Raw genomic sequence first — 20526 nt, forward strand, 5'->3', positions numbered from 1 at the left:
GCTCATTTGCTTATCGAATGAGCGTAAAACGCCGTACTTTGACGACGGGCATAGAAGCTTTCTTATTATCGCCATGTCGCCATTCGAAGAAGGCTCCCAGAGTGTAGGAGTAAGGAAAACTTGCTGCATGGGAGAATGACCATTTAGGTACATTTTCCCTGAAGTATTTCTCCCAACTATTCTCAAACAGTGTCATGGTGCGATCACGGCGTTCTCGGAACTGCAGATAATTTTCGTGTCGAGTCCAGCCATACATCCTGTTGCCTGCTTTAACACGTCTTGCATACTCTTCATCGGTTTCATTGAAGCGTTGAGGTGTGGCAATAGTCGTACGTTTCACATATTCATCTTGCGTTTCCCCCCTGTGTATCCAGCGATTCACCCTGTCAAGGCTTCGACCCAGAGGTCCACCCAGCCATTGAGTGAGCAGCTTGTTGTCGTTCATAAAGAAGTCGAAAGTGAGACTCGACGCCAGGGCAAACCCGAGGGTTTGAGCATAGGTAAAACCGTATATCAGACCGTGGGCGTATGCTCCGGCAGTAGCTATCGGACCCAGCACCAGACCGGCTGTGGCAGAGGCCAGCGTTTTTACTTTTTGTGGCGTCACCCTGTTCAGCAGTGGTACCTGAACCCCTTGCCCGGAACCCATGGATTTGACTATTTCTGGCACCAGACGGGAAATGCTGCGATAACTACGGGGATTGGCATTGTACTGTCTGGTAAACAACATGGAGCCGGTTCTCAACAGAATGACTGAAGAAGCGGCTTTGCCCAGTGGCATAGCCAGCCCGCCCATTTCAGAGATTTGTTCAATTTTTCTGTGGTAGGCATATTGTCCGGTTCGGTCAAGATCAACACCGTAGTGTTCCAACCAGTGCTGGATAGGTATGAGCAGTCTGTGCAGGTAATCCCCCCTGTTGGTCAGGTCCAGAAGATAGAAGAAGGAAATGTTTATCTGGTGCAGCTCGGCAGCCTCAAGGGCGGTAAGGGTCACCAGTAGAGGTTTGTAGCTGATGAAGTACCAGATGACGGGCTGTACCAGGTAGGCTGAAGGTTTGACCCAGTAATCGGTTAACTGGTGCTCAACCGCTGCGGTGTGAGCCTGCATCAAGGTGTTATGGATAGCCTTGATCAGGTCTGATTCAGACAGGCCGACAGCATTGGCATAAGGTGTCAGGGTATCCTGAACATTGGTCAGGAATGCCGTCACCCTGCGACCGTTTCCAAAGGCAATATCGTCAAGAACGTAGTTGGCGATGACCGCAGCTGCGTATTCCTTCATGCCGTCAACAGATTCTTTCATACCTGCCGGGCCAGATGCAGCAGAGGTCAAGGGAGCAATGGCATTTTCAATGAATTCCTCAAAATCCTTGTCGGACAACATCTGGACAACGGCTTTGAAGTAAGGCAGATTGACGCCGAGTTTGGAACCAAGGAAGTGTTCAAATTCATCCACTGTCTGATAACCATCATCACCTCTGACAGCCTTCATGTAGTTTTCAAGCTCAATCCTGCTGATCAGACCTTGACGCAGCAGAGCTATGATCCAGTTGCCAGTGGCATCGAGAGAAGCGGAATATTCCGAGAAGCCTTGCAGGTCCTCTGGTTCATGCTCGACGAAGTGAATGGCTGTTTTGCCCATGCTGTTAATGACCTTGTCGTATTCTTGAGCCCCGTTTTGCAGCTCATACCTGGCCTTGTACACCAGCATCTCAACTTGTGCCAGGACTTCTACAGGCTTATGTTCTACAGGCTCGGAAGTGAGAGTCGGAGTCGGGAAGGTCGTTGTCAGTCTCCTGAAGACTTTCACAATCCGACAGGCCTGATCAAACGTCAGAGGTTCACCAACCAATCCCCGCAGCTGAAACGGTGCAAGTTCATTGTCAAAGTCGAAAGCGTGAAAGAAAGTGATCAAGAAGGGCGTTCCGTTATTATTTTCTATTGCTAATTCTGTCAGACCTATTGCGGCTTCCAGAGCTTGTTTCTTGAGAGTGTGCTGCATCATGAAGTCATGCATATCGGTCAGAACTTTTACCTGTTTCGGCGTGAACTGAAAGGGACTGCCGTCGTTTTCCACGGCCTGTTCTGCAGCCTTCAGATCTTCCTTCATTCTCTCAATGTCTGCTTCCCTGGCTTTAATCTCACCTTCCAGACGGGCCTGCTGCTGATTCAGTTGCTGGATCTTGCCACCAGTACCATCATTAACGCCCAGTTGTGCCTGTCTGTTTCTCAGGGCGTTAACCCGGTCTTCACAGCTGCCAGCAGAGTCAGGTTTTTTGGTGTCCTCCACTCGCTCTTCAGGGGTTTGCTCGTCAGCTGCAGTCAGACCCAACCCGGTCTGAACTGGTTTTATCGCCTGACCAGGCGCTCTGTTATCTTCGTCCGAAATAGAGTGGAGGTCAGTAAGGCCGCTCTCAAATACCAGAGGTTTACGACGAAGGTCTTTCAGTTGGCGTTTGGCGCTTGTAAGCTCACTTTCAGCTTTTTGTATGGCTCGCCTGGTAATGGTTACCTCACGATCAAGAATGAATCGGGGCTTGGGTCCCAGATCAACCATTTGCCTGTCAAGCTCATTTTCAATGGCAGTGATACGCTCATTAATGTCGGGTGTACCCGCATTGAGAACTGCTTTATCCAGCTGTCGGAGTTTTTCTTCAATCAGACTGTTCTGATGGTCGATAGTGGCATCTTCTTTATAACCCTCAATGTTGAGTTGATGAGCCAATTCATTGTTCCAGACTTTTCTCGCCGCTTCATCGTCGTAGACTGTGTCTAATTTCTCGATTAATTCCTGAATTTTGATTTTCAGGGGCAACTTAAGAGAAGCCAGGTCGTCATCCTGCTCAAGTACCACATTCAGATCTTTGGCCAGTTTGACAGCGAAAGCCTTGCTTCTTTCTTTAGCCGCAGGGATTTTGCCAATGTCAATGTTCAGCTTGTCCTCTATGGCGGCAAGCAAACTGGCCTGTTTTTCTCTGGCCTGCTTAACCAGGTTTGATTCTTCGACTTTACAGTTTAGAATCGCACCAAGCTTTCTGACTTTGAGGTCCCTCTCGTTCAGAGCTTTGCTCTCATCTTTCCATAGGGTTTGATCTATCTTATTCTGTGTTTCTTCTGAGACCTCTTCGCTTTCAAATACTGCACGAATCCGGGCAAATCTCGCTGCTTTGTCATTCTCTTCATTGAATTTGATGTTGAGTATATTTTCTACGGCTTCCAGTAGATTGCTTTGTTGCTCTCTGGCTGGCTTATCCGGGTCAGGATTTTCGAGTTTATATTCAAGGTGCGCAAGAAGCCTGATATGTTTGACATCCTTCTCGTCCAGAGTTTTGCTTTCATATGCCCAGAGGATGCTATCTACCTCATCCAGCATCTCATCCAGCGTCTCATTGGAGAGATCAACGTTGTTAAGTAGTATAAAAACCCTGTTGAGCCTTGTTGTTATGCCATCCTCTTTATTAACTTTTATGTTGTGCATTTCTTCCAGGGCTTTCCGTACGCTCAGAGGATCTTCCTGGGCTTGCTGTCTGGCGTCACTGATTCTTGTTGTTCTAACATCCTCTTCATTGAGTTTGAAGTTGAGTGTTTGTTCTATGATTTCCAGTATGTTCCGGGCCTTTACTTCTGCCCGCCATCTGGCGTCTCTGATATATTCCTGCATGCCTTCAGAAATGCACTGGCGACGAAGATATACATCGGCGTCTTGATCAGGGCCACGCATCTCAAGGGCTTTTTCTACGGCACTCAATGTCTTAAGTACTTCTGGCCTGGTTTTGGGGTAGCCTGGTGTTTTGATGTTTTCCCATTCTTTTTTCAAACCTGGATGAGTGTGGAGCCCGCGATGTATTGTTCTGGTGCTCTGTTGCGAAAGATGTTGTTGACCGACCTGGCGTTCTACAGCCGCCAGTGTTGTTTCTACAGAATCTCCCTCAGGCTGTCCTGCGGTAATCGACTGGTTGATTTCATTAATTTTCTTACTGATGAGCCTGGTCTGTTCTTCTAATGGCCGGGTGTCGTCCCAGTCATCAATACCAAGCTCGGCTGCCAGTTGAGTGTTGCGAGCCTTTGTGGCTTCTGCTCGGACATTACTAACTTCCTGTTCCAGCTCCGGGATTCGAGCGACTTCCTCCCGAACTTTTCGTAACTGGTTTTGCTGTTCTTCCATTGCGTAAAGAAGCTGATCAAGCTCATTATCAGCCAGTTGCTTAAATTGAAGTGCTATGTGCTTTTCCCTTTCACTGATAGCGGCTTTCTCTGATTTGAGCTTTAACTGGTTTCTAACCCGGATGAGTTCGTATTCTTTCGCCAGCAGTTCTTCCAGCGTGTTTTCCCTCTCAACCAGTTGTCTTGCCATGTCGCTGATGACTTTGGAAGCAAACGGTTTATCGCTGTAAGAAACATCGGTCCGTAATTCGTCGGCAATAGGCATAAGGTTCAGAAAATTTTGAACAAAATACTGGTTAGTCAGCAGGTCTCTGAGTATGGGTCTGAAACTGAAGTGTTTAGTGAGTTGATAATGCATCCAGGTTGGCGTGACGATCGACGAGGTCACTTTGATGTGTCCTGATGTGAATTCAAACTCACCTGCCTGAGGCAGTGTAGCACTGGTCAGTGCCTGCTGCAGAAATTCATAGTTTGCAAGCGAAATCAGTTTATCTTTGCCAAGTACAGCATGGTGCTGCACAGCTAACTCCTCCAGCAATGCCATCTGCCTGCTTCGAATGACATACTGGTAGCTCTTGACCTTATCTTTTTTTAACAGTGTTTTGAATGCAGGAGAGGGGATATTGGCGTCATTTTCTTGCAAGAGGCTATGAAGGCATTTCACAAAAGCGACATCGGCCGGATTCTGTTTCTGACCATGGAAAACAATAGTTTCACCCGGAGCCTGTCTCACTTCCATTGTCGGATAACCCGCAGGTACAGGATAGGCCTGTGTGTCATCCTCCATGTATACGACATATCCGACGGGTTTCTGATGTGATAAGAGTTTATTCAGTGCCTCCTGTGGTAAACTGTCTCCCTGGACATGAACCTGAGTGTAGGCAGAGGTGGCTGCTGCAAACAGAGCCTCATCATTGACAAAGAGCGACTGACCCAGAATTTGCAGTTCAGGAGGCTGGTCGCCTGCTGCGATTAGACGCATGAAGGTGCGCCCGTTCACTTCAACCTCATCTACTTCAACGGTAGCAAGGGCAACGAAGTTATCAGCTTCACCGAGGTTTCCTGCTCTTTTATTCGCACCATTCAGTATTCCGGCCAGTTGTTCGGGACTGGCGGCTTTCGTTAACGGTTCTAATGGTTGTGGTTGCAGTATACCTGACTGAGCAACAACAGCCTCAATGGAGTCCTGATCGGTCATTCCTTTTCTGACTTCAATGATCAGTTTCTTGTCTGCAAGGTTATGGGTAAACCTGAAGACTCCCTCATCACCCACCTTCAGGACTTTGGTGTATTTCTGAGCAAAGTCATTTTCGTCAGTTTCAAATTGATCAATGCTGGAAGCGCCGCCGCTGATACCGGCAAGGACGTCTGTAAAGCCTTCTGAAGGAACGTCATAGCCCTCTCTGGCTGAAGTCAGGTCAGGGTAGGTGGTGGTAAAAGATTTAGATATTGGCTGCTGGTCATGCCCTAAAGTTGGCTTAACTATGACCTCACTATGGGTAAACTCGACATTTCCACTGTTCGGAATATCGATAGATTTTGTCTGCAGCCTGCGATCGGCCAGCACCTGTGTATTAATGACGAAAGAGCTGATTGTAATGGCCACTGCAAGGCTTAATGCATTGGGGCGAGCATTTGTCATTCTACTACCTCAGAACTGAGTATTTTCATTACCGTGAAAAGTGATTGCCACACTCGGTGAGGAAAAAGCTTTTAATTAAGGTAGTCTGCAGAGGCGGAAGGTAGAAAGCCTGATTGAGGAGCATTTCTCTTATCATGACGGTGAACTTTCTGATCATCGCCCTGTTGCGATCCGAAGAAGGCTTTCAGAGTGTAGGAGTAAGGAATGCTTTCTGCGTGGGAAAATGACCATTTAGGCACATTTTCCCGGAAGTATTTCTCCCAGCCATTCTCAAACATCTTCATGGTGCGATCACGACGTTCACGGAACTGCAGGTAATTTTCGTGTCGAGTCCAGCCATACATCCTGCCGTTGGCTTTAACACGGTTTGTATAGGCTTCATCGGTTTCACTGAAGCGTTGAGGCGTGGCTATAGACATACGTTTCACATACTCATCGTTCGTTTCTGCCAGGCCTGTCCAGCGATTAATCCTGTCAAGAGTGCGGCCCAGAGGACCACCCAGCCATTGAGTGAGCAACTTGTTGTCGTTCATAAAGAAGTCGAAAGCGAGACTCGATGCCAGAGCGAATCCGAATGTTTGAGCATAGGTGAACCCTAATATAAGACCATGGGCGTATGATCCGACAGTGGCGACCGGACCCAGCACCAGACCGGCTGTGGCCGAGGCCAGGGTTTTTACTTTTTGTGGTGTCACCCTGTGCAGCAGCGGTACTTGAACCCCTTGTCCGGAGCTCATGGGTTTCGTCATTTCAGGCAGCAGACGGAAAATGTTGCGAAACATTTGGGGGTTGGCGTTGTGCTGTCTGGCAAATAACATGGAGCCGGTTCTTAGCAGAATGACTGAGGAAGCGGCCTTGCCCAATGGCATGGCCAGACCGCCTGCTTCAGAGATTTGTTCAATTCCATTGTGATAGGCATATTGGCCGGTTCGGTCAAGATCAACACCGAAGCCTTCCAACCAGTGCTGGAAAGGTATGAGCACCCGTTGCAGGTAATCACCCCTGTTAGTCAGGTCCAGAAGATAGAGGAATGACATGTTCAAGATGGATAGCTCGGCAGCCTGCCAGCTGGTGCGGGTCGCCAGCAGGGGTTTGTAGCTGGAGAAGTACCAGGTGACAGCCTGTACCAGAGAGGCTGAAGGTTTGACCCAGTACTTATTCAGCTGCTGCTCAACCGCTGCGGCATAAGCCTGCATCAAGGTATTATGGATAGCCTTGATCAGGTCTGATTCAGACAGGCCGGCAGCATTGGCATAAGGCGTCAGGGTCACCTGAACATTGGTCAGGAATGCTGCCGTCCTGCGGCCGTTTTCAAAGGCAATATCGTCAAGAACATAGTTGGCGATGACCGCAGCTGCGTACTCCTTCATGCCGTCAACAGATTCTTTCATACCTGCCGGGTCAGTGGCAGTTAGGGTCACAGGAGTAAAGGCACTCTGCATGAATTCATCGACCCCCTCATCGGACAGCATCTGGACAACGGCTTTGAAGCGAGGCAGGTTAACGCCGTGTTTGTTGTCAAGAAAGTGTTCAAATTCATCCACTGTCTGATAACCATCAACACCTCTGACAGCCTTCATGTAGTTCTCAAGTTCAATCTTGCTGATCAGACCTTCACGCAGCAAAGCAATGATTTTGTGACCACTGACAGAGTGGATAGCGAAGTATTTTGAGAAGTCTTTCAGGTCCTCTGGTTCATGCTCGACGAAGTGAATGGCGCTTTTAGCCATCCCATGAATTTCCTTGTCGTATTGTTCAGCCCCGGTTTTAACCTCATTCCTGGCCCTGTGCGCCAGATTCTGGACTTCTTCAATGACATTCCGGGGTTGATCTTCTACAGGCTCGAAAGGGGAGGGCGGAAAGTTCGTCTTCAGGCTCTTGAAGATTTCCACAATACGACTGGCCTGATTAAACGTCAGATCATCCCCGACCAGCGCCTGCAGGTGAATCGGTGCAAATTCATCGTTAAAATCGAAAGTTGTGAGGCAGGGTATTGTTTTACCGCTGTTGATTGCTGATTCTGCCAGAGCCAGTGCGGCATCGAGAGCCTGTTGCCTGAGTTGAAGTGCTCTGAGTTTTTCCTTTTCAGCGGGAGTGGCTTTCTTGAATGTCAGCTCTAACTGGTTTGTAACCCGGATGAGTTTACTTTTTGTTGTTGCCAGCTGTTTTTCCAGCTCGCTTTCCCTCTCAATAAGCTGCCTTGTCATGTCGGCCGTGACTTTGGCAGCAAACTGTTCGTCGTCGTGAAAGACATTGGTTTCTGAATCGACGGCAACGGGTTTAAGGTTCAGAATATTCTGAAGAAAATACTGGTTAGTCAGAAGATCTCTGAATATGGGTTTGAAACTGAACTCTTTTGCCAGTCGAATCTGTATCCAGGTTGGCGTGATGGCTGACGAAGCGACTCTGATGTGTTCCGGTGTGAGTTCAAATTTAGCTGCTCCATATATTCCATCTGGAATAGCACTGGTCAGTACCTGGTGGAGATATTCATAGTTTGCAAGCGCACGCATCGCCTGTATATCTTCGTTTATAGGCGCAGGTTGATCTTCGTTAACACCAGCATGGTGTCGCGCAGCAAGCCCCTCCAGCAATGTCATCTGCCTGCTTCGAATGACGGACTGGTAGGCTTTGACATCATATTTTTTAACCCATGCTGCAACTGCCCGGGCGGGGTTATTACCCTCAGCTTTTTCCCAGAGGTTATACAGGCTTTCTACAAAAGCAATATCATCGGGACTCTGCATCTGACCATGGAAAACAATGACCTCTCCCGGAGTTTCTGAGACCTCCAGCTTCGGATAACCTGCAGGCACAGGATAAACCTGTGTGTCATCCTCGACGTGTACAACATATCCGACGGGTTTGCTATGTGCCAGGAGTTCATTAAGAGCCTGCTGTTGTAAATCCTCTCCCAAGATATAAACCTGGATATAGGCAGAGGCCGCTGCTGCCAGTAGAACATCATCATTGACAAAGAGTGACTGTCCCAGACGTTGCAGTTCAGGGGGCTGATCGCCGGCAGCGAGAAGACGCATAAAGGTGCGCCCATTCACTGTAACTTTTTCTACTTCAATGGTGGCAAGGGGAACATAATGATCACTTCTACCGAGGTGTCCTGCCATAAGGTCGACAAGGTTCAGCAACTCGGCCAGTCTTGAGGGACTGGCGATTTTCGTTAGCGGTTCCAGTGCTCTATCTGATTGACTGCGAATAACTTCAACTGAACCCTTATCAGTGATTCCGCCTCTGACTTCAATGACCAGTTCCTTTTCTGCAAGGTCATGTGTGAACCTGAAGACTCCCTCATCACCCATTTTCAGGATTTTGGTGTATTTCCGGGCAACGCCGTTCTCGCCTGTTTCAAACACATCAACAATGGAAGTGCCACTGCCAATGGCAAAACTTGCTGTAAAGCCTATAGAATCAAAGAGATAGGGCCTGTCACCAGGCTGATCAGGGTAGGTGTAGGTGGTCGTAAAGGATTTGGGTATCGGCTGCCGGTCTTCCCCTAAAGTTGGCTTAACCATGACCCCAATCCGGGTAAGCTCCACATGTTCCTGAAAGTAGACAGACTTTATTTGCAGCCTGCGACCAGCCATTGCCTGTGTATTGATGATGGAAGAGCTGATTGCAATGGCCACTGCAAGGCTTAAAGCGTTGAGGCGGGCACTCGTCATTTTACTACCTCAGAGCTGATTAGAAAGCTTGATTAAGGGGCATTTCTCTTACCATGACCGCCAACTTTCTGATCATCGAACTTTTGCTATTTGTAGAAGGCTCCAAGAGTGTAGAAGTATGGAATACTTTCTGCGTGGGAGAACGACCATTTAGGTATATTTTCCCTGAAGTATTTCTCCCAGCCATTCTCAAACAGTTTCATGGTGCGATCACGGCGTTCGCGGAACTGCAGGTAATTTTCGTGTCGAGTCCAGCCATACATCCTGTCGTTGGCTTTAACACGGTTTGTATAGGCTTCATCGGTTTCATTGAAGCGTTGAGGCGAGGCAATAGCCGTACGTTTCACATATTCATCTTGCGTTTCACCCAAACCTATCCAGCGATTCATTTTGTCAAGACTTCGGCCCAGAGGTCCACCCAGCCACTGAGTGAGCATCTTGTTGTCGTTCATAAAGAAGTCGAAAGTGAGACTCGACGCCAGGGCGACTCCGAAGGTTTGGGCATAGGTGAATCCGGATATAAGTCCATGGGCGTATGTTCCGACAGTGGCTACCGGACCCAGCACCAGAGCGGCTGTGGCAGAGGCCAGCGTTTTCACTTTTTGTGGTGTCACCCTGTGCAGAAGCGGCACCTGAACCCCTTGTCGGGAACCCATGGATTTCACTATTTCCGGCACCAGACGGGAAATGCTGCGATACCTGTGCGGGTTGGCGTTGTACTGTCTGGCAAACAACATGGAACCGGTGCTTAGCAGAATGACTGAGGACGCGGCCTTGCCCAATGGCATGGCCAGACCGCCCACTTCAGAGACTTGTTCAATTCCATTGTGGTAGGCGTATTGGCCGGTTCGGTCAGGATCAACACCGTAGCGTTCCAACCAGTGCTGGAAAGGTGTAAGCATCCTGTGCAGGTAATCACCCCGGTTGGTCAGATCCAGAAGATAGAGGAATGACATGTTTGAGAGCGATAGTTCGGCAGCCTGCCTGGCGGTATGGGTTACCAGTAGCGGTTTGTAGCTGGTGTAATACCAGGTGACAGCCTGTACCAGAAAGGCTGAAGGTTTGACCCAGTAATCATTGAGCTGCTGCTCAACCGCTGCGGCATGAGCCTGCATCAATGTGTCATGGATAGCCTGGATCAGTTCTGATTGAGACAGGCCGACAACATTGGCATAAGGAGTCAGGGTCTCCTGAACATTGGCCAGAAATGCTGCCGTTTTGCGGCCATTTTCAAAGGCAATATCATCCAGAACGTAGTTGGCGATGACAGCAGCGGCATACTCTTTCATGCCGTCAACAGACTCTTTCATGCCCGCCGGGCCAGTTGCGGTCACGGTCACAGGAGTAATGGCAATCCCCATGAATTGCTCAGCGCCTTCATCGGACAGCATCTGGATGACCTTCCTGAACTCGGGCACCCTGACACCCTGTTTATCACCAAGGAAGTGTTCAAACTCAGCCACTGTCTGATAACCATCAACACCTCTGACGGCCTTTATGTAGTTTTCAAGTTCAACCTTGCTGATCAGACCTTCTCGCAGCAGAGTTATTATCTTGTTACCACTGGCAGAACGGGTAGCGAAGTATTCCAGAAAGCTTTTCAGGTCCTCTTCTTCATACTTGACGAAGTGAATGGCCATTTTGCCCATACCATTAATGACTTCGTCGTATTGTTGAGGCCCTTTGCCCAACTCATTTCTGATCCTCTGCACCAAAACCCCGACTTCTTCCAGGACGTCCTGAGACTGATCATCTTCCAGCTCGAAAGAGGAGGGTGAGAAGTTTCTTTTCAGGTTCCTGAAGACTCTTACAATCCGGCTGGCCTGATGAAACGTCAGATCTTTTCCAACCATTGCCTGTAAGCGAATGGGGGCAAATTCATCGTCAAAATCGAAAGTCGAAAGCTGGGGGATCACCTTAGCGCTTTTCGCTGCCGATGCTGCCAGACCCATTGCGGCTTCCAGAGCCTGTTTCTTGAGCGCGTGCTGATGGATGAAGTCGTGCATATTGTTCAGAACTTCAACTTGTCCTGGCGTGTACTGGAAGGGACCGCCATCATTTTCGACGGCTTTCTCGGCAGCCTTCAGGGCATTCTTCATTCTCTCAAGGTCTGCTTTCCTGACGTCAATCTCAGCTTCCAGACGGGCCTGTTCCTGAATCGGTTGCCGGATCTTGTCGCCACTGGCATCATCCCCGCCCGCTAGTACCACAGCATCCAGTTTTTGATGAGCAGTCTCCAGCTCACTTTCAGCTTTTTTCAAAACTGTTCTGGCTGTGGCTACCTCACGATCAAGAACGTATCGGGGCTTAGATCTCAGGAGAGCCAAATGCCTGTCAAGCTCGTTTTCAATGATCTGGATGCGCGCATTAACGTCTGGCTGAACCCTGTCGATAACTTCTTCGTCCAGCTGTAGGAGTTTTGCTTCAATTAAACTTTTTTGGTCGTTTATGCTGGCATCATCGTTATAGTCTTCAATATTGAGTTGGCGGGCCATTTCATTGTTCCGGACTCTGCTGACCACTTCATCTTCATAGACTTGGTTGACTGCATCCCGAAATGCCTGAATTCTGGCTATCAGGGCATCCTTCTGGTCAGACAGACTGGCATCCCTGTCAAGGTTCATCACCAGGTCACTGGCCAGTTTGGTTGTGAAAACCTTGACTTTTCTTACAGCAGTAACGAAATCAAGAGGGGGTATTTTCAGCTGGTGCTCAATGGCTGCAAGCCAACGTTTCTCCAGTTCTCTGAACAGCTTAATATGGTACGGATCTGCGACTTTATAAGTAAAACTCGCATCAAGCTTTTTGAGTCTGAGGCCCCTCTCGTCGATCGCTTTGCAGTCTGCTTTCCAGAAAGTTTGGTCTATCCGATCCAGTAGGTGTTCTCTGACAGAATCGCTGTCAAGTATATTAATAACCCTGGCAAGTCTTTCTGCTCTGTCATTCCGTTCAATGAGGTCGACCTTAAGTACTTCTTCTACATGTGTTAGCGGATCTGTCCGCTGTTCTCTGGCTCGCTGATCAGGGTCATGGACTCCGACTTTATAGTGAAGATGCGCGAGAAGCTTCTCGAGTTTAAGAGCCCTCCCGTCCAGAGCTGTGTTTTCATCTGCCCAGAGGGCGTTATCTATCTTATCCAGCGTCTGATCTGTAAGATCATCGCCGTAAAGCATTCTCCGAATCCTGTTAAATCTTGTTGTTTTGTCATGCTTTTCATTGACTTTGATGTTGAGTATTTCTTCTGAGGTTTTCAGTATCTCCAGAGCATTTTCCTCCGACTCTTGTATGGCTTTTCTGACAATCCTCTGCATGTTTTCAGAAATGGCCTGGCGACGAAGATACACGTCATTGTTGTCATCAGGGGCTCTTATCTGAAGGGCTTTTTCCAGGTTACTCAATGTCTCAAGGACTTCAGGCATCACTTCGGAGTGGCCTGTTCTGATGTAATCCAGCTGTGTGTCCAAAAATTTAAGCTTGAGAAGTTTGATATAGACTGTTGCCTCCGCGGCGGTGCGGTCTAATAGCATGGTGTTGTCATTCTGATCAATACCGAGAACCGCAGCCAGAGCATCTGTTCTGCCAGCGGTGTAAAGAAGCTCCTCATTGAGTTGCTTGCTCGTAGTATAAAGTTGTTGACGCAGAGATTGCGCTTCAGCCTTCATTGCCTCCAGTTTTTCAACCAGACGTGCTTGTTGAACGTCAATATCTGCATTGCTATCAAAATCATCAATGTCACAATGTGCGGCAATGGTTGTATAGCCGGCCTTCATTGCAGCAGCTTTGTCAGCCTCTGTGCGGACCCGAGCATTCAGCTGCTCAAAGAGTCGCTCAATGGTCTGTTGACGGGCTTCCAGGTCTGCTTCGTTGACCGGGACCAAACCATGGCGGCTTTCAATGGCAGCCAGTTCCTGCGAGAGTTCGCCATTGGGTAGCATTGTCCTGTCCAGATTCACAACAGGCTGAGAGTCGTCGGCAACCGATGTTTCGGCAACCGATGTTGCGGCAACCGATGTTGTGGCAACCGGCATTGCGCTGGCCGGTGTTGGGGTAATGGATGTTGCAGTAAACGATGTTGGGGTAACCGATGGCCTGGTTTCATCAATTTTCTGGCTGGTAAGTCTGGCGCGTTTCTCTGGTGGCGGGGTACCATCCCGATCATCGATATTGAGCCCTGCTGCCAGTTGAACTCTACGAGTTTTTGTGGCGTCTGCCCTGTCATCACTGATCTGTTTTTCCAGCTCCGGGATTCGTTTGTTATCCTGCTGAAATTCATCAGCCGTGTTTTTCATCACCACGAGCACTTGACGAAGCTCTTTAAGCTCATCCTGAAATTTCTGTTTGAGTTGTACTTTTGTCAATTCTGCCTCATCACTGGCAATGGCCATTGCCGTTATGCTGCGATCTAATGTCTTGACTGCCCCGGCGAGTTCTGCCTCCCTTGCCCGCAGTTTTTCAATCGTGCTTACCAGCTCACGCATCTGTCCTTTAATATAGTCCCGGGCTAAAGGGGTAAAGGTACTGCCATGGTCTTCAACAAAGAAATTCATCACTGTGTTGGCAAGGGATATAAATTTCTGAATACTCTGAACAAAGTTATGATTAATCAGAAGATTTTGAAGTGCAGGTTTGAAGCTGAAGTTTTTTAGGAGTTGAAACTGCATCCAGATTGGCGTGATGATCGATGTAGCAACTCTTATCTGTCCTGTTGTTAACTCAAATTCATCGGTTCGATCCGAGGTGTCACTGGTTAATGCCTGCTGAAAAGATTCATAGTAGGTAATCTCTGACAATGTATCTTCATTAAGTTTGGCATCTTGCTGTACCGCCAGCTCAGCAGCAAGCTCTTCCAGCAGCGCCATTTGCCTGCTCCTGATGACGAACTGGTAGCTTCTGATTTTATCTTTTTTAACCTTTGCCTTATGTTGTATAAATCGATATTGTTCCCAGCGGAAAATGTGACTATCCACAAAAGCGATATCGGTTGGATTCGGTTTCTGGCCATGGAAAACAATAGTCTCCTCCGAAGCCTGACTCACTTCCATCCACGGATAGCCAGCAGGCGCAGGATATGCCTGTTTGCCATCCTCGACGAGTACAACATAGCCGACGGGTTTTTGGTACGACAACAGTCTTTTGAGAGCATTCCGTTGTACATTTTTCCCCAGAAAATGGACTTGGACGTAGGCAGAGGTGGCTACTGCTAAAAGAGCCTCATCATTAACAAAGAGCGACTGTCCAAGGCGTTGCAGTTCAGGAGGCTGATCGCCCGCAACAACATGACGCATAAAGGTGCGCCCGGTCACTGCAACTTTATTTACTGGAATGTCGGCAAGGGGAACATAGTGATCGCTTGCGCCAAGGTTTCCCGCTCTTCCATGCGCACCTTTGAGCACTCCGGCCAACTGTGTGGGACTGGCGAGTTTCGTTAATGGTTCTAATGATTCGATGTCATCTGATTGAGCACGAACAGCCTCAATTGAATTCTGGTCGGTCATTCCTTTTCTGACTTCAATGACCAGTTTCTCTTCTGCAAGGTCATGGGTGAACTTGAAGACACCCTCATCACCCACCCTGAGGACTTTGGTGTATTTCAGAGCAACGTCATTCTCGTCTGTTTCAAACTGATCAACACTGGAAACGCCGCCTTCGATGCCAGAAAGAACGTCTGTGAAGCCTTCGGAAGGAACGTCGTAGCCCGCCCTGGCTTGAGCCTGATCAGGGTAGGTGGTTGTATAGGATTTGGGAATTGGCTGCTGATTATCACCTAAAGTCGGCTGAACTATGACCTCACTCTGGGTAAATTCCACCTGTCCATTGCCCGAAATATCGACAGATTTTATCTGCAACCTTGAATCAGCCAGCGCCTGTGTACTGATGATGGAAGAGCTGATTGCAAAGGTCACAGCAAAGCTTAATGCATGGGGGCGAGCATTCGTCATTCTATTACCTCAGAGCAGAGTAATTTGATTACCGTAAAAAATATTTCATCCCCGGGGGGACGAAAAATAGTTTCAGTCACTCATGGCTGATTTATGCCGGATTCTTGATGTCTGTGAATGGGTCGTCTAACGGTCTCTGATATCAGAGTTCGTCGCGGGTAGCCTTTTTGTCCCCCCATTCGTAGAAGGCACCCAGAGTGTAGAAATAAGGAAAACTTTTTGCGTGGGAGAACGACCATTTAGGCACATTTTCCCTGAAGTATTGCTCCCAGCCATTCCCAAATAGTCTCATGGTGCGATCCCGGCGCTCACGAAATTGCAGATAATTTTCATGTCGCGTCCAGCCATACATTGTGTTGTTGGCTTTAACACGGTAGGCGTACTCTTCATCGGTTTCACTGAAGTATTGAGGCGCGGCAATAGCCGTGCGTTGCACATATTCATCGTCTGAATCACCCACGCCTCGCCAGCGGTTAAATTTGTCAAGACTTCGGCCCAGGGGGCCACCCAGCCATTGAGTGAGCATTTTGTTATCGTTCATAAAGAAGTCGAAAGTGAGACTCGACGCCAGAGCGACTCCGAAGGTTTGAACATAAGTGAATCCGGATATAAGGCCATGGGCGTATGCTCCGACAGTGGCTACCGGACCCAGCACCAGACCGGCTGTGGCAGAGGCCAGCGTTTTCACTTTTTGAGGTGTCACCCGGTGCAGAAGAGGCACTTGAACCCCTTGTCCGGAACCCATGGATTTCACTATTTCAGGTACCAGACGGGAAATGCTGCGATACCTATGGGGATTGGCGTTGTATTGTCTGGCAAATAACGTGGAAACGGTTCTTAGCAGAATGACTGAAGAAGCGGCCTTGCCCAATGGCATGGTCAGCCCACCCACTTCAGAGATTTGTTCAATCCCACTGTGGTAGGCATATTGGCCGGTCCGGTCAAGATCAACACCATAACGTTCCAGCCAGTGCTGGAAAGGAGTGAGCATTCGGTGCAGGTAATCACCCCTGCTGGTCAGGTCCAGCAGATAGAGTAACGCCATGTTTGAGAGGCTCAACTCGGTAGCCCGCCGGGCGTCATGGCTCACCAGTAGCGGTTTGTAGCTGGAGAAGTACCAGGTGACAGCCTGTACCAGAAAAGCTGAAGGTTTGATCCAGTAGTTATTTAGCTCCTGCTCAACCGCTGCGGCATGAGCCTGTAACAATGTGTCATGCATAGCCTGGATCAGTTCTGATTCAGACAGGCCGGCAGCATGGGCATAAGGTGTCAGGGTCTCCTGAACATTGGCCAGAAATACTGCCGTTCTGCGGCCATTTTCAAAGGCAATATCATCCAGAACGTAGTTGGCGATGACAGCAGCGGCATACTCTTTCATGCCGGCAACAGACTCTTTCATGCCCGCCGGGACAGTTGCGGTCAGGGTCACAGGAGTAATGGCAATCCCAATGAATTGCTCAGCAACCTCATCGGACAGCATCTGGATAAACTTCCTGAGCTCGGGCACCTTGATACCCTGCTTATAACCAAGGAAGTGTTCAAACTCAGCCACTGTCTGATAACCATCAACACCTATGACGGCCTTTATGTAGTTTTCAAGTTCAACCCTGCTGATCAGACCTTCACGCAGCAGAGCTATTATCTTTTTCGCTGCAGATGCGGACAGACTCATTGCGGCTTCCAGAGCCTGTTTCTTGAGAGCGTTCTGGTGGATGAAGTTGTGCTCATCGGTCAAGACTTCTACCTGTCCCGACGTGTACTGGAAGGGATCACCATCATTTTCGACGGCTTTCCCGGCATCCTTCATTCTCTCAAGGTCTGCCTTCCTGACTTCAATCTCAGCTTTCAGACGGACCTGTTCCTGAATTGGTTGCTGGATCTTGTCGCCACAGGCATCATCCCCGCCCTGTACTACCATAGCATCCAGTTTTTGATGAGCAGTCTCCAGTTCACTTTCAGCTTCTTCCCAAGGCTGCTCTGTTGCGGTAGCTGGTGTTGCGGTAACCGGTGTTGCGGTAACCGGTGTTGGGGCAATCGATGTTGGAGCAATCGGTGTTGGAGCAATCGGTGTTGGAGCAATCGGTGTTGCGGTAGCCGATGTTGGGGCAATCAGTGTTGCGGTAGCTGATGTCGCTGCAACAGGTTGCTTGATTTCATTAATTTTCTGGCTGATGAGTCTGGCTTGTTCTTCGGGGGATTGGGTATCATCCCAGTTATCAATACCAAGCTTTGCTGCAATTTGAGTGTTGTAATCCTGTATGGCTGCAGCTGTTGCTTCACGAGTTTTTTTTCTCAGTACTGGAATTCGGTCGACTTCTTCCTGAAGAAAGTGTAGCCAGATGCTCCGTTTTGCCAGCTTTTTCTGATTCTCAACATTTTGTTGATGGATCTCCAGTGACAGCTGCTTGATGCGCTGCTGAAGCCCCAGGTTACGGGCTTCAAGGTCATCTTCGTTTTCTGGAACCAGATCGAGCTTACCTTCATAGAAAGCCAGTCTTTCCCGGATTTCCCCATCAGTTAGTTCTTCGTTTTCTTGCAGCCGCTGTTGCTTTGACGGGCGAATGAACCGAAGGGCAGCCAGATCCTCTTTATTGTCCCAGACAAAACTCCTCTTGCTTCCAATGGCTGACGCTTTTGCTTGTACAGCTTTTTTATCAGACTGTCCTGTTACGGCAGCCAATTGCCTGATTTCAAGAGTTTTTTGTCTAATGATGCTGGCTTGTTCTTCGAGTGGCAGTTTATCATCCCATTGATCAATACCAAGATCTATTGCCATTTGAGCGTTGCAAACTTTTAAGGCACCTGCTCTGGCATCACGAGCCAGTTTTCTCAGCTTTGGAATTTGTTCGATTTCCTGCAGAAGTTTCTGTAACCATTTTTTCGGTTCTTCGTGCTTTTGTTGATTCTGAATATGTGTTTGAAAAAACTCAGCGGCCTGATGCATAAGGTGCAGTTGAATGACCCGGCGACGGTCTGCAGGGGTGCATCGGTTATCCGTCACCAGGCCGAGCTGACCTTCAAAGGCAGTCAGTTTTTCCAAAGCCAGTGCGTTGGGTAGTCTGGCATTTTGTTGCAGCTGGCTGTGAATGGAATGAAGGGTAGCCAGATTTTTTTTATTGACCGAAGCAATAACGCACTTGCCGCCAATGGTCGCCGGATTTGCTTTTACCGCTTCTTCATGAGACTGCCCTGTTGAGGCGTATACTCTGAAGACTTCATTAGTTCTCTCAATGATGCGTCTGGATTGCTCTTCCATTGAAAGGCTATCATCCCAGTCATTAATACCAAGCCTTGTTGCCATTGTGGCGTACTGAGCTATCAAGGCATTGTTTTTGGCACTACTGGCTTTTTTTTCCAGCGCTGGAATTCGATTGACTTGCTGCTGAAGTTTTTGTATCAGTTTATTCTGTCGTCCCAGCTCTTGCTGAAACTGTGTAAGTTTACCTACAGTCTGTTGCCTGAGTTGAAGCGTTCTTGCCATTTCCTTTTCACTGTTACTGTTTTTCTCCGTTGTGAGCTTTAACTGGTTTCCAGGCTGGCTGAGTTCGCTTTCTTTTGTCAGCAGCTCTTTTTGCCTGGTGTTCATCTCAATCAGCTGTTCGGGCGTGTCGCTCGTGACTTTGGAAGCAAGCTCTTCCCTGTCCCCGTTAGTATCGGCTTGCGCCAGGATGATATCACTGTCATCCGGTATCACTTCCCGCATATTCTCAATAAAGAATTGATCCGTCAGAAGGTTTCTGATTGCAGGTTTGAAGCTAAAGTGTTTTTCCAGTTGATCATGCACCCAGGTTGATGTGATAACCGAGGAAGCCACTTCGATCTGTCCTATTGTGAGTTCAAATTCATCTGCCCCATCTTTAGTTGCAATGGTCAATGCCTGATGGAGATATTCATAATGTGACAGCGCCCTCAGTTCGCCTTCGCAAGCAAGTATCATTTTTCCATCTTCGTCAGATTTGACATTGCGCTCTGCCGCTAACTCCTCCAGCAGTGCCATCTGCCTGCTTCGAATGGTGTACTGGTAGCTTTTGACCTTATCTTTTTTAATCTGTGCTGATGCTTTAGAGGGGAGACTGTAGTCAGATTCCTGCACCCACATGTCATAGAGACCTTCCACAAAAGCGACATCGGCCGAATTCTGTTTTTGACCGCGAAAAACAATAACCTCTCCGGGAGCCTCAGTCACTTTCAGCATTGGATAATCCTCAGGCAGAGGATATGGCTGTGTGTCATCCTCAACGAGTACAACATAGCCGACAGGTTTATGGTACGACAGCAGTTTTTTGAGCGCTTTCTTTTGTATATCTTTCCCCAGAACATGGACCTGGATGTAGGCAGAAGTGGCTGCTGCTAAAAGAACCTCATCATTAACAAAGAGCGACTGCCCCAGATGCTCCAGTTCAGGGGGCTGATTGCCCGCAACAATGTGACGCATAAAGCTGCGTCCGTTCACTTCAACTTTTCTTACTGGAATGGTGGTCAGGGCGACATAGTGATCGCTTGCACCAAGGTTTCCCGCTTTTTCATGCGCACCTTTCAGCACTCCGGCCAGCTGTGCGGGATTGGCGATTTCCGTCGATGGTTCTAATGATTCGACGTCACCTGATTGAGCACGAATGGCCTCAATTGAATTCTGGTCGGTCATTCCTTTTCTGACTTCAATGACCAGTTTCTCTTCCGCAAGGTTGTGGGTGAACTTGAAGACTCCCTCATCACCCACCTTGAGGACTTTGGTGTATTTTTGAGCAACGTTATTCTCGTCTGTTTCAAACTGATCAACACTGGAAACCCCCCCTTCGATGCCAGAAAGAACGTCTGTGAAGCCTTCGGAAGGAACCTCGTAGCCCGCTCTGACCTGAGCCTGATCAGGGTAGGTGGTTGTATAGGATTTGGGTATTGGCTGCTGATCATCACCTAAAGTTGGCTGAACTATGACCTCACTCTGGGTAAATTCCACCTGTCCATTGCCCGAAATATCGACAGATTTTATCTGCAACCTTGAATCAGCCAGCGCCTGTGTACTGATGATGGAAGAGCTGATTGCAACGGTCACAGCGAAGCTTAATGCGTGGGGGCGAGCATTCGTCATTCTATTACCTCA

The 20526-nt window shown here is 48.5% G+C and carries 4 protein-coding genes; all 4 read right to left on the minus strand.

All coding sequences use genetic code 11. From position 1 onward, the window contains the following. Positions 1-10: 10 nt before the first annotated feature. Positions 11-5806, minus strand: a complete 5796-nt coding sequence (locus P6910_RS07820; protein ID WP_317145707.1) for a hypothetical protein — start codon at positions 5804-5806, stop codon at positions 11-13. 71 nt (positions 5807-5877) lie between these two features. After that, the gene (locus P6910_RS07825) at positions 5878-9486 is read right to left on the minus strand and encodes a hypothetical protein (RefSeq protein WP_317145708.1); all 3609 of its coding nucleotides are present in this window, start codon (positions 9484-9486) and stop codon (positions 5878-5880) included. 86 nt (positions 9487-9572) lie between these two features. Next, complete coding sequence (locus P6910_RS07830; RefSeq protein ID WP_317145709.1) at positions 9573-15425, minus strand: hypothetical protein; 5853 nt, start codon at positions 15423-15425, stop codon at positions 9573-9575. A gap of 142 nt (positions 15426-15567) precedes the next feature. Continuing rightward, entirely contained in the window at positions 15568-20514 is a 4947-nt protein-coding gene (locus P6910_RS07835; protein ID WP_317145710.1) for a hypothetical protein, read from the minus strand. Between the last annotated feature and the right edge of the window lie 12 nt (positions 20515-20526).

The organism is Endozoicomonas sp. 8E (assembly GCF_032883915.1).
GTDB lineage: Bacteria > Pseudomonadota > Gammaproteobacteria > Pseudomonadales > Endozoicomonadaceae > Endozoicomonas_A.